Origin of the sequence: Myroides sp. C1519 (assembly GCF_038039755.1) — a bacterium.
Taxonomy (GTDB): domain Bacteria; phylum Bacteroidota; class Bacteroidia; order Flavobacteriales; family Flavobacteriaceae; genus Flavobacterium; species Flavobacterium phaeum_A.
In genome coordinates this window covers 54660-67690 of the sequence record NZ_JBBPHM010000016.1, presented here as the reverse complement: position 1 = coordinate 67690, position 13031 = coordinate 54660, and the positions used below count along the sequence as shown (strand labels likewise).

Genomic DNA, 13031 nt, shown 5'->3' with positions numbered 1-13031 from the left:
CTTTAAATTTCAATTGTTCCTTCAAACACTAATTCAGCCGGACCATTTAAGAACACCTTGCTAAACTTATTGTTTTCATCTACCTCAAAAGCAACCTTTAGGTTCCCACCTTCCACGTCAATCTTAATAGTAGTATCGTCTGCCTTTCCTGTTAAATACATTGAGATAGCCACCGCTGTTGCTCCCGTACCACAAGATAAAGTCTCGTCTTCTACTCCTCTTTCAAACGTTCTTATTCTAAAATGATTAGGACCTTCTTGCTCTACAAAGTTCACATTAGTACCTCCTGGAGCATATAGTTCACTTTCGCGAATCTCCTTTCCGTTGTTAAAAACATCGTACTCCTTTACATTTCTAACCAACTCCACGTGATGAGGTGAACCCGTATTTAAAAAGCAATATTCTTTATTTACGGTGATCTCTTGCACGTCAATCATCTGTAACGACACCTTGTTATCTTTATCTATCGTAGCATTGTGTTCTCCGTCAATAGCAATAAAACGGCATTTATCATTTGTTATTATTCCCAACTGCTTTGCAAAAGCAACTAAACATCTCCCTCCATTACCACACATTGTACTCTCACTACCATCTGCGTTAAAGTAAACCATTCTAAAGTCGTACTGTTCATCGTTTTCTAATAATATCAAACCATCTCCTCCTACACCAAAACGACGGTGACATAAAAAAGCAACTAACGCTTTGTCTTGTTTTGGAAAGAACCCACTTCTGTTGTCAATCATCACAAAGTCGTTCCCTGTTCCTTGATATTTATAAAACTTAATCATATACCTTTAATTTATTAAAGGGGTAAATTTACAAATAATTGTGCGTTAGTTCACATTGTTAAGTGTTGGTTAAAGCATTTACTCTATAAATTTTAGTTTCTTATTTTTACTCTTAAACAGTTAAATAATATTCTATTATGAAGAAAACTCTTAGTATATTCTTTATCAGTCTTCTTAGTGGTGCTCTAACATTAGGAGGATATAAAATTTTATTTGAAAACAAACAACAAGCACAAGAGCTAATTACTACTGAAAATGCGTTGCCAAACACTACTCAGGCATCGCGCATTACTGCTCTTCCGGGCAGTCTTGACTTTACAAAATCGGCAGAAAGCACCGTCAATGCGGTAGTTCACGTTAAAAACCTAAGCTATATCACTACGCGTTCTAATCCGTTATTAGAATTTTTCTACGGATATAAAGGAGGTACACAAGCACAAGTGGGTACAGGTTCTGGAGTTATCATTACAGAAGATGGATATATTGTAACCAACAACCACGTAATTGCTAATTCGTCTGAATTAGAGGTGACCTTGAATAACGATGAGACTTATAAAGCAAAACTCATTGGTACAGATAAGCAAATGGACATTGCCCTGCTAAAAATAGAACCTAAAGACAAACTGCCCTACATCGTATTTGGAGATTCTGACAATATCCAATTGGGAGAATGGGTATTGGCTGTTGGTAATCCATTTAACTTAACCTCAACGGTTACGGCAGGAATTGTATCTGCTAAAGCAAGAAACTTATTTAAAACAGGCATTCAATCGTTTATACAAACTGATGCTGCTATCAACCCAGGTAATAGCGGTGGTGCATTGGTAAACACGCGTGGAGAACTAATCGGTATCAACACAATGATTTCATCCAACACCGGTTCTTATGTCGGTTATGCCTTTGCAGTTCCGTCTAATGTAACCCGTAAAATAGTTGAGGATCTTTTAGAATACGGAAACGTACAACAGGGGGTACTTGGGGTTAGTGGTTTTGAGTTAAACCAACAACTCATAGCTGAACTCAACCTTAAAAACACGAAAAACGGTTTTTATGTCAAAGAGATTACTCCTAATTCCGGAGCTGAAAAGGCAGGAATAAAAACGGGAGATATCATAACAAAAATCAACAACAAAGACATTAAGACATTTGTAGATATTAAGTCCGTGCTCAATACAAAAAGACCAAATGATTTAGTTGATATTAGTTTTATTAGAGATAACGAACCACAGCAAACGCAAATTGCCTTAATTAAACGAGAGAATCAGCAATTTGCCTATAAGGGAATTGAATTCGAAGAATTAAGTGACGAAGATCGAGAAGAAAACAACATCAATTACGGTATCAAAATAGTGCGAATTACAGACAAAGAACTGTCAAATTACAAGAGAGAATTAGAGGGTAGCTTGCTTATTTCTATCAATGGAATTAAAATTATGTCTATAAATCAGGCCAAAGACATCCTAAATCAGGTAGGGCTTTCTCAAAAAATAAAGGCAGATATTGTCACTTTGAAAGGAGAACATTTACGTTTACTAATATAAAATAGGTGTTCACCCAAAATATCGAAGAAAAAGTCCAATTTGTCATTTTGAATTTGATTAATTCATTAAAAAAACGGACTTTTGCAGGAATTTATCACAACACAATCTAAATATGAAGAACAATAGCTTATACGAAAAGGAATTAGCATTTCAAGCAGACCGCAGAAAGGCTTGTGTAGAATTCATTAAAATCGTTAGTGACTTATGGTATGATAAGTCTATCGAATTATTAATGTTCCGTAATCAACTAATCGACCGTAGCGTAAGCGATATCATCAACTTACACGAATACGCTGCAAAATTTGTTGGAAAACCAATCAACATTTTCGATTCAGTAGAAATCGCTGAAGCTATTCAAAAAGCAGACTTACCACCATCAAGAATTGATATCGGTCGTTTGACTTACGAATACCACTTAGAAGACAACCAACACAGTAACGCTTTAGCTTTCGTAAACGCGAAATTAAAAGATGCTAAAGAAACTGAAGAATTAGTACCAAAAGACGTTGTATTATACGGATTTGGACGTATCGGTAGATTATTAGCTCGTGAGTTAATGAACAAAATCGGTAAAGGACAACAAATGCGTTTAAGAGCAATTGTAACTCGTGATAAAAACGATGCTACTTTGTTAGAAAAACGTGCTTCTTTATTAAAATATGACTCTGTACACGGAGATTTCGAAGGTTCAGTTATCGCTGACCCAGAAAACAATGCTTTAATCATCAACGGAACTACTGTTCATATGATTTCTGCTAACTCTCCAGAAGAGATTGATTATACAGCTTACGATATTGACAATGCACTTATCATTGACAATACAGGAGCTTTCAAAACTGACGAAGACCTTAAGAGACACTTAACTGCTAAAGGAGCTTCTAAAGTATTATTAACTGCTCCAGGTAAAGGTGTTCCAAACATCGTACACGGTGTTAACCACACTGAGTACAACCCAGAGGAAGTTGATATTTGGTCAGCTGCTTCTTGTACTACAAACGCAATTACTCCTATTCTTAAAGTAATGGAAGATAATTTCGGAGTAGTAAAAGGACACTTAGAAACTATCCACGCTTACACAAATGACCAAAACTTGGTTGACAATATGCACAAAAAATACCGTCGTGGTAGAGCTGCAGCGTTAAACATGGTTATTACTGAAACAGGTGCTGGAAGTGCTGTTGCTAAAGCATTACCATCATTAGCTGGTAAATTAACTTCTAACGCTATTCGTGTACCAGTTCCTAATGGTTCATTAGTAGTATTAAACTTAGAAGTTGAAAAAACAACTTCAGTTGACGAGTTAAACGAAGTTATGCGTAAAGCAGCTTTAAATGGTGATTTAGTAGAGCAAATCAAATATTCAATCAACAATGAATTAGTATCTTCTGATATCGTTGGTACTTCTGCTCCATCTATCTTTGATAGTAAAGCAACTATTGTTTCTGCTGACGGTAAAAACGTTGTTATGTACGTTTGGTATGATAACGAATATGGTTATAGCCACCAAGTTATCCGTTTAGCTAAATATGTAGCTCAAGTTAGACGTTATACTTACTATTAGTAGATAGTCTTTTATAATATAATAAAGCCCGTTGTAATTGTTACAACGGGCTTTTTTTTGTTTATAATTTATACGCATCAATTACACATCATATTTTCGGTACCCCGTTTTCAATTTCACGTTTTACGCATCACGTTTCACAAATACCAGTTCCCCATTTTCGGTTTTCGATTACCGATACATCATTTATGTTCACTGGATTATCACATCTCGCGCTCGTACGGGCGAACCCGTGTGTTCGCCCCCTTTTGTTTATTTATAAACAACTTACATGATATTTATATACATGATTAATTATCAATAATTAATATGGGGTAAACACATAGGTTTACCCCTACGCATACCGCAATTCAACGCAATATCGTGGTGCATATATACAATGTGGAGACGCGAAGTATCGCGTCTGTACCGATAAAATAAACCGATAATTACAATGACGTTTTACGTTTCACAAATACCGGTTCCCGTTCTCGGTTACCGATATACTGAACGGATATTTACCCCTATAAAACATATCGAAAGTATGCATAATACATATCTATAAAGACGTTTCACGTTTTACGCATCACATTTCACAAATACCGGTTCCCCGTTTTCGAAACCTCAGTTCCCCCTAAAAACAAAAAAACCTCTGAAAGCAATACGCTCAGAGGTTTTTTTCTTTTCTATATAAAATGCTATTTCAGCAATTCGTCTAACGTAACTCTAAACTTAGAGCTATTCCAATCGGCTGCTCTAAATTTCTTAACTACTATATTCCCTTTTTTGTCAATCACATACGATGACGGAAGTGATGTAGAATATAATTCTGTTGGCGCACTATTCTTTTCATAATACACAGGTAAAGTATATTCATTCTTTTCTTTAAACGCTTTCACCTTATCCACTGGATCATTCGTTACAAACATAAATACTACCTTATCCTTATAATCGTTGTAAAGCTCTTGAAAACTCGGTTTCTCAGCAATACAAGGAGGACACCACGTAGCCCAAAAGTTGATAATAACAACTTTACCTTCTACAGTAGTAAAATCAAAAGGTTTACCCTCTTCATCAACAACTATCCAGTCTTCAAAACTCACCTTCTTCACATCCTCTTGCTTCTCTAAAGACGGACTCATAGCAACAAGGCGATTTACCCATACTTTAAAACTTGTTCCAAGTGGCGTAAAAAACACTACCCCAATAAATATTATAAATAGAATATTAGATATCCAACCTTTCCCCTTTTTCTTCTCTTTCATAGTAATCGCTTAAAATAAACTTATACAAATATAGTACTAAAGCTTCTAAATATTAAAAATAGAACAAAACAAGCGGTATAACCAACAATAATTATATATAATAATAATTTTAACACTTTTTAAGAATCCTTAAACATCTCATCAAACTTAACTTCTTCCCTTCCTGGTAAAACTAAGTTCAAAACAATACCGATGATAGACGCTAATGCCATTCCTTCTAATGAAAACAAATCTCCAATATGAATAGCTGCTCCTCCAATTCCGATAATTAAAATAACAGACGAAATAATCAAGTTTCTCTTAACCTTGAAATCTACATTATTCTCTACCAACATACGCAACCCACTTGACGCAATAATACCGAATAACAAAATAGATACTCCCCCCATTACTGGTGACGGAATAGTACTTAACAAGGCTGCTACCTTTCCACAGAATCCAAATAGAATAGCAAAACACGCTGCCCCGATAAAAATATAAATACTAAAAGCTCTTGTGATGGCTAATACACCGATATTTTCTCCATAAGTCGTATTGGGTGGTCCACCAATCAAAGATGCCAACATTGTCGCTACACCATCTCCTAACATAGATCTATCTAACCCTGGTTCTTTGATTAAATCTTTTCCGATTACTTTACTCAATACCAATTGGTGTCCAATATGCTCTGCAATAGGCACAATTGCCACTGGTAACATCAACAGAATTACATACCAAGAAACAGATGGTTCATAATCAATAAAAGGCATCATAAACTCTGGAACTGCAATCCACTTAGCATTTGCTACAGCTTCAAAATGTACAACTCCCATTATAGAAGCAAAAGTATATCCTCCGATTATTCCTACTAATACGGGAATAACACTTAAAAATCCTCTTGTAAAAATAGCCGTAATAATCGTAATTGAAAGCGTTACTAATCCAATCAACACATAATTCAAATCATACTCTCCAGCCGGATTATTAGTAACCATTCCCACTGCTGTACTTGCTAAACCAAGACCGATAACCATAATAACAGGACCTACTACAATTGGAGGTAATAGTTTCATCAACCAATTCGTACCTGCTTTTGCTATGATTAACGACACTAACGAATACACAACACCAACAAGGAAACTCCCCACTAAAAAGCTACCAACAGGCATACCTGAATTAGGATCAGCCTCCAATGCTTTCATAGCGATAATAGGGTTAATAAAAGCGAATGACGAACCTAAATAAGAAGGCACTTTTCCTTTTGTAATAAAAATAAAAACCAAAGTACCAATTCCACTTGATATTAAGGCAATTGCAGGATTCATACCTGTTAATGCAGGAACCAAAACGGTAGCCCCAAACATGGCAAATAAATGTTGAATACTCAATAGTATCCACTGACCTAATTTTGGTTTTTCATCAACGGCCAATACAATAGCCTTTTCTTCTTTAGCCATACTTCTTTATCATTTTGTTAAAACTGCGTAAAATTAAACTTTTTAAATGATTCACTTTTGGTCTTATAGAAAAAACAAAGACATATTATAAAGAAAAATACATAAACCAAGGCACAATAATTCCATTAAGACAAAAAAAAGAGACCATCTGTTATAGATGATCTCTTCTTATATTCTTATGTATTTGTCAAATGACTATTTACCAGCAGCAATTAAATTTAATGCAGAACCAGCTTTAAACCATTCGATTTGACTTGCATTATACGTATGGTTAGCCTCAATTACATCTTTAGATCCGTCAGCGTGTACGAACTCAATATGTAACGATTTACCAGGAGCAAAATCAGTTAAGTCTAAGAAGTTGATTGTATCGTCTTCTTGGATTTTATCATAATCTGCTTCATTAGCAAAAGTTAATGCTAACATACCTTGTTTTTTCAAGTTAGTTTCGTGAATACGAGCAAATGATTTTACTAATACCGCTCTAACTCCTAAATGGCGAGGCTCCATAGCTGCGTGCTCACGAGAAGATCCTTCTCCGTAGTTTTGGTCACCCACTACAATAGTAGGAATACCAGCCGCTTTGTATGCTCTTTGAACAGCAGGTACAGGACCATACTCTCCAGTTAATTCATTCTTAACATTGTTTGTCAAATGGTTAAACGCATTTTCAGCACCAATTAACATATTGTCAGAAATGTTGTCTAAGTGACCACGGAAACGCAACCAAGGACCAGCCATAGAAATGTGGTCAGTAGTACATTTACCAAAAGCCTTAATCAACAATTTAGCTCCTGTAATATTTTTACCATCCCAAGGAGTAAATGGCTCTAACAATTGAAGACGTTTAGAATCAGCAGATACTTCAACTTTAACGCTTGAACCATCTTCTGCTGGTGCTTGATAACCTGGATCATCTACATCAAATCCTCTTTTTGGCAACTCATCACCTGTTGGAGGAAGTAATTTCACCTCTTCACCGTTGTCATTGATTAACGTATCTGTGATAGGGTTAAAACTCAAATCACCTGCAATTGCTAAAGCAGCCACCATTTCTGGAGACGTTACGAAAGCGTGTGTATTTGGGTTACCATCCGCACGTTTCGAGAAGTTACGGTTGAACGAGTGAACAATTGTGTTCTTCTCCCCTTTATCAGCTCCCTCACGATCCCATTGTCCGATACAAGGTCCACAAGCGTTAGTAAACACTTTAGTTCCCATTTTCTCAAAAGTATCAATGATACCATCTCTTTCAATAGTAAAGCGAATTTGCTCAGAACCTGGGTTAATACCAAATTCAGCTTTTGGAGTAATACCGTGTTTAACAGCTTGCTCAACAATAGAAGCCGCTCTTGACATATCCTCATAAGAAGAGTTTGTACAAGATCCGATTAATCCCCATTCCACTTTTAAAGGCCATCCGTTTTTATCAGCCTCCTCTTTCATTTTAGAAACTGGAGTACCTCTATCCGGAGTAAATGGTCCGTTGATGTGTGGTTCTAATTCAGACAAGTTAATTTCGATTAACTCATCAAAGTATTGTGATGGATTAGCATACACTTCAGCATCCGCAGTTAAGTGTTCTGCTACCTTATCAGCAGCATCAACTACATCTTGACGACCTGTTGCAGCTAAATATCTTCTCATTGAATCATCATATCCGAAAGTAGAAGTTGTAGCTCCGATTTCAGCTCCCATATTACAGATTGTACCTTTACCAGTACAAGACATAGAAGTAGCTCCTTCACCGAAATACTCAACAATAGCTCCTGTTCCTCCTTTTACAGTAAGAATATCAGCTACTTTCAAGATAACATCTTTAGGTGCAGTCCATCCGTTTAATTTACCCGTTAACTTAACACCGATTAATTTAGGGAATTTCAACTCCCAAGCCATACCAGACATTACGTCAACAGCATCAGCTCCACCAACACCAATTGCTAACATACCTAAACCACCAGCATTTACTGTGTGTGAGTCAGTACCAATCATCATACCTCCTGGGAAAGCATAATTCTCTAAAACAATTTGGTGAATAATACCAGCTCCTGGTTTCCAGAAACCGATTCCGTATTTATTTGATACCGATGATAAGAAATTAAATACTTCTGAAGATTGCGTTTCAGCAACTTTTAAATCTGTTGCAGCGCCAACTTTTGCTTGAATTAAGTGGTCACAATGCACTGTTGTCGGTACAGCTACTTTCTCTTTTCCAGCGTGCATAAATTGCAATAAAGCCATCTGTGCAGTTGCATCTTGACAAGCTACTCTATCTGGAGCAAAGTCAACATAATCTTTTCCTCTTTCAAACGCTTGTGAAGGTTGTCCTTCCCATAAATGCGTATATAAAATTTTCTCAGAAAGTGTTAATGGACGACCTACCAATTGACGAGCTTTTTCAACTCTGTCTGGCATTTTATCGTACACTTTTTTAATCATTTCAATATCAAAAGCCATATTAATTTTATTTGATTCTACATTAATTACGTCTTCCCAAATTACTAATTATTTCCATACTAATATTTTAAAAAAATGCTAACACCTTCAATTTAAAACGATTCTACTTAAACAAATTAAGTTTGCAAAGAATACTTTAACGCAAAGTTTAAGGAGGGTATTGCAAAAGGCAATTAGTTGACTATTTTGTTTAAATTTGAATAAAACTAAAGTTAACAAGGGTGACTATTACACACTCCTTATCTAAACTAACCAACCAAAACACATAAGTAGCAAATACTATTTGTGAATTCATCCTCTTATTTAAAACAACCACTATGTACAAACATCTTTTTAAAGCAACACTAAATTGGATTGCTACCGACAAACTAAAAGAGTCAAACGAAAAGGTGTATGCCAAAAGCCATACTATAAAAATAGAAGGAAAAGATATTCTATCGATTTCAGCAGCTAAAGCCTTTAAAGGGGATCCTACATTGCTAAATCCAGAAGATTTATTGCTGACTGCCCTTACATCGTGCCATATGATGTCGTATTTATACGTATGCCAGCAACACAACATAGAGGTGCTTTCTTATGAAGATAATTCAGAAGCGACACTGGTACTAAATGCTGATGGCAGCGGGCGTATAACCAAAGTAGTTTTAAATCCGATAGTACGCATCAAAAATGAATCGCAAAAAGCGTTAGCATTACAACTGCATATTCAAGCCAACAAACTCTGCTTTATTGCTAATTCCTGTAATTTTGAAATAGAACATCACGCACAATGCTTTAACGAAGAATAAACCATAAAAAAAGCGAGGTAATCTGTATAGACTACCTCGCTTTATATATTTATTACTTTCTATTACTTAGTTGAAATAGGAGCAAATTTTGTTAAGTTGATTCCTTCTACTGAAGCTTTATACTCTTCAATTGTTGGAATTCTACCTAAAATAGCTGAAAGAACTACAACTGGAGTTGATGCCAATAAAGACTCTCCTTTTTTGCGTTCTGAATCTTCAACTACACGTCCTTGGAACAAACGAGTTGAAGTAGCCATTACTGTATCTCCTTTTGCAGCTTTCTCTTGGTTACCCATACATAAGTTACAACCAGGACGCTCTAAATACATAATATTTTCATATTCTGTACGAGCATTGTTTTTAGGTAAAAGGTCGCTAAATTCGAAACCAGAGTATTTTTGTAAATATTCCCAATCTCCTTCAGCTTTTAACTCGTCAATAATGTTGTAAGTAGGTGCAGCAACAACTAAAGGTGCGTTAAATTTAACTTCACCATTTTGTTTTTCAATGTTTTTAAGCATTTGAGAAACAATTTTTAAGTCATCTTTGTGAACCATACAAGATCCTACGAATCCTAAATCTACTTTTTTATCTCCACCGTAGAAAGAAAGCTCTCTAATAGTATCGTGTGTATAACGTTTAGAAATATCGTCATTGTTAACATCTGGGTCAGCAATCATTGGTTGCTCGATGATGTCTAAATCAACCACTACCTCAGCATAATATTTAGCATTAGCATCTGGAGCTAAAGCTGGTTTATCACCAGATTTAATCTCTTCGATTCTCTTATTCCCTTTATTAATTAAACCTTGTAATACGTGGTTTTTGTTATCCATACCTTTATCAATCATGATTTGGATACGGTTTTTAGCAATCTCTAAAGACTCGATTAACGTGTCATCTTGAGAAATACAGATAGACGCTTTCGCTTTCATCTCAGCAGTCCAGTCAGTAAATGTAAACGCTTGGTCAGCCAAAAGAGTACCAATATGAACCTCGATAATTCTACCTTGGAATACGTTTTCACCACCAAATTGTTTCAACATTTGAGATTGAGTAGCGTGAACCACATCACGGAAATCCATATGAGATTTCATTTCTCCTTTAAATGTAACTTTTACAGATTCTGGAATTGGCATAGACGCCTCTCCTGTAGCTAAAGCAAGAGCTACTGTACCTGAATCCGCTCCAAAAGCAACACCTTTAGACATTCTTGTGTGAGAGTCACCACCAATAATGATAGCCCAATCGTCAATAGTAATGTCGTTTAATACTTTGTGAATAACGTCAGTCATTGAATGATATTCTCCTTTAGGATCACGTGCTGTGATCAATCCGAAGTCATTCATAAATTTCATTAATTTAGGGATATTCGCTTGCGCTTTTTTATCCCAAACTGATGCAGTGTGACATCCTGATTGGTATGCACCATCAACGATAGGAGAAATAACTGTAGCAGCCATTGCTTCTAACTCTTGAGAAGTCATTAATCCAGTTGTATCTTGAGATCCAACGATATTAACCTCAACACGAACGTCAGAACCAGCGTGTAATACTTTTCCTTCTGTTACTCCAACTGCATTTCTATTGAAGATTTTTTCAACAGCAGTAAGCCCTTGACCTTCGATAGAAATTTCTTTTGACGGAGCAAAAACCACAGGAGCATCAACTCCTAATGTTTTAGCAGCAAAAGTTTGGATTTTTTTACCAAATACGATAGCGTAAGAACCACCAGCTTTGATAAACTCTAATTTTTGAGGTGTAAGAGCTTTTGCAATATCAATTAACTCTTGGTCTCCATTATAAAGTTTTTTCGCTTTTGTATCAATTGTAAGAACAGTACCTGTAGCTACAGAGTAAACTTCTTCTAATACTGGCTCTCCTTTTTCGTTACGAACTACTTCTCCGTTAGCGTCAGTCTTTTTAACCCAGTTTTTAAGGTCAAGACCAATACCACCAGTTACATCAACAGTAGTTAAGAAAATAGGAGAAATACCATTAGTACCCCCAACAATTGGAGCAATATTTACAAACGGTACATAAGGACTCGCTTGTTTTCCTGTCCAAAGAGCAACGTTGTTTACTCCAGACATTCTTGAAGATCCAACTCCCATTGTACCTTTTTCAGCGATTAACATTACACTTTTTCCTGGGTGTAATTCTTGTAACGCTTTAATTTCTTTTTGTGCTTCAGGAGTAATCATACACTGTCCGTGTAATTCACGGTCAGAACGAGAGTGAGCTTGGTTACCTGGAGATAATAAGTCAGTAGAGATATCACCTTCTCCAGCGATAAATGTAACTACTTCAATTTTCTCAGCTACAGCTGGTAATTCTGTAAAGAACTCAGCTTTTGCATAGCTCTCTAAAATATCCTTAGCGATTACGTTTCCTTTTAAGAAAGCTTCTTTTAAACGATCAGTATCTGCGTCGTATAAGAAAACTTGAGTTTTAAGTACTTTTGCAGCTTCCTCAGCAGTTGCAACATCATTACCTAAAGCTAAATCAAGAAGAACTTCAATAGAAGGTCCACCTTTCATATGAGATAATAATTCGAAAGCATAAGCAGGAGTAATTTCACTTACTACAGCAGTACCTAAGATAATCTCTTTTAAAAATTTTGCTTTAACACCAGCAGCACTTGTAGTACCAGGTAAAACATTATAAACAAAAAGTTTTAAAGACTCTGCGTGATATTCATTAGCAGCATCTTTAACTTGTTCAATAATTTCACTTAATAGTTCAGCACCATCAATTGGTTTCGGGCTAAGTCCTAACCCTTTTCTTTCTTCAATTTCGTTTAAGTAATCCTTATAAAGGCTCATAATTAATATCTATTAAATCTAAGGTTGACAAAGTAATTTTGACATTTCTATCAACCTATTAATGTTATTTTGTTTTTAGTTTTAATACTCGCTATGCTCTCACAAAGCACAAGCCCTTGCTCCCTTTAGATTACTTCACTTTTAAATAAATTCCACTTTGTGATTATTAATACAATCACCTTTAAAATTCCATATTAATAGTAAATGAATAAAACGCTATCGTCTTACACTTATTTTTAGTGTAAATAGACCATAGCACACTACCCTATTCAAGTAATTAGAAACCAAACACCTTATCCTTAAAAAAGTCTAACTTGTATTTAATTTTTTGTCATCACAAATTTACGCAAACTAATTAATTTTCAAAAGTTTTTAATGTTTCCTACAAATA

Annotated in this window: 8 protein-coding genes; 3 read left to right on the top strand and 5 right to left on the bottom strand. The window is 35.6% G+C overall.

Translation table 11 applies throughout. From position 1 onward, the window contains the following. Positions 1 to 2: 2 nt before the first annotated feature. Positions 3 to 788: a diaminopimelate epimerase gene (gene dapF, locus AABL81_RS10150; protein WP_341340962.1), complete on the bottom strand. Its 786-nt coding sequence runs from the start codon at positions 786 to 788 to the stop codon at positions 3 to 5. Positions 789 to 925: 137 nt separating this feature from the next. Here dapF and AABL81_RS10145 point away from each other — a divergent pair, with 137 nt between their 5' ends. Together AABL81_RS10145 and AABL81_RS10140 are read left to right on the top strand one after the other, a co-directional pair. Beyond that, positions 926 to 2329 carry a S1C family serine protease gene (locus tag AABL81_RS10145; RefSeq protein WP_341340961.1) on the top strand — a complete coding sequence of 468 codons (1404 nt, stop codon included), beginning with the start codon at positions 926 to 928 and terminating at the stop codon, positions 2327 to 2329. Positions 2330 to 2441: 112 nt separating this feature from the next. Further along, positions 2442 to 3890, top strand: a complete 1449-nt coding sequence (locus tag AABL81_RS10140) for a glyceraldehyde-3-phosphate dehydrogenase (RefSeq protein WP_090407203.1) — start codon at positions 2442 to 2444, stop codon at positions 3888 to 3890. Positions 3891 to 4567: 677 nt separating this feature from the next. On the opposite strand, the gene AABL81_RS10135 is transcribed toward AABL81_RS10140, so the two are convergent. The 3 genes from AABL81_RS10135 to AABL81_RS10125 all read right to left on the bottom strand — a co-directional run bounded on the left by AABL81_RS10135 (position 4568) and on the right by AABL81_RS10125 (position 9027). Beyond that, positions 4568 to 5134, bottom strand: coding sequence for a TlpA family protein disulfide reductase (locus tag AABL81_RS10135; RefSeq protein ID WP_158210424.1), 567 nt, complete (start codon positions 5132 to 5134; stop codon positions 4568 to 4570). 119 nt (positions 5135 to 5253) lie between these two features. Beyond that, on the bottom strand, positions 5254 to 6570 hold the full coding sequence (locus tag AABL81_RS10130) for a solute carrier family 23 protein (protein WP_158210423.1): 1317 nt from the start codon (positions 6568 to 6570) through the stop codon (positions 5254 to 5256). A gap of 195 nt (positions 6571 to 6765) precedes the next feature. Beyond that, positions 6766 to 9027, bottom strand: coding sequence for an aconitate hydratase (locus AABL81_RS10125; protein WP_341340960.1), 2262 nt, complete (start codon positions 9025 to 9027; stop codon positions 6766 to 6768). 317 nt (positions 9028 to 9344) lie between these two features. Between AABL81_RS10125 and AABL81_RS10120 the strand changes: the two genes are divergently transcribed. Continuing rightward, positions 9345 to 9815: an OsmC family protein gene (locus tag AABL81_RS10120; protein WP_341340959.1), complete on the top strand. Its 471-nt coding sequence runs from the start codon at positions 9345 to 9347 to the stop codon at positions 9813 to 9815. A gap of 62 nt (positions 9816 to 9877) precedes the next feature. Here AABL81_RS10120 and AABL81_RS10115 read toward each other — a convergent pair whose 3' ends face one another. Beyond that, entirely contained in the window at positions 9878 to 12640 is a 2763-nt protein-coding gene (locus AABL81_RS10115) for a bifunctional aconitate hydratase 2/2-methylisocitrate dehydratase (RefSeq protein WP_341340958.1), read from the bottom strand. Positions 12641 to 13031: the final 391 nt, after the last annotated feature.

Excerpts from the sequence above, each read along its gene's own strand:
- AABL81_RS10125 (WP_341340960.1), bottom strand. The coding sequence starts at position 9,027 with ATGGCTTTTGATATTGAAATGATTAAAAAAGTGTACGATAAAATGCCA.
- AABL81_RS10145 (WP_341340961.1), top strand. The coding sequence starts at position 926 with ATGAAGAAAACTCTTAGTATATTCTTTATCAGTCTTCTTAGTGGTGCT.
- AABL81_RS10130 (WP_158210423.1), bottom strand. The coding sequence starts at position 6,570 with ATGGCTAAAGAAGAAAAGGCTATTGTATTGGCCGTTGATGAAAAACCA.
- AABL81_RS10140 (WP_090407203.1), top strand. The coding sequence starts at position 2,442 with ATGAAGAACAATAGCTTATACGAAAAGGAATTAGCATTTCAAGCAGAC.
- AABL81_RS10135 (WP_158210424.1), bottom strand. The coding sequence starts at position 5,134 with ATGAAAGAGAAGAAAAAGGGGAAAGGTTGGATATCTAATATTCTATTT.
- dapF (WP_341340962.1), bottom strand. The coding sequence starts at position 788 with ATGATTAAGTTTTATAAATATCAAGGAACAGGGAACGACTTTGTGATG.
- AABL81_RS10120 (WP_341340959.1), top strand. The coding sequence starts at position 9,345 with ATGTACAAACATCTTTTTAAAGCAACACTAAATTGGATTGCTACCGAC.
- AABL81_RS10115 (WP_341340958.1), bottom strand. The coding sequence starts at position 12,640 with ATGAGCCTTTATAAGGATTACTTAAACGAAATTGAAGAAAGAAAAGGG.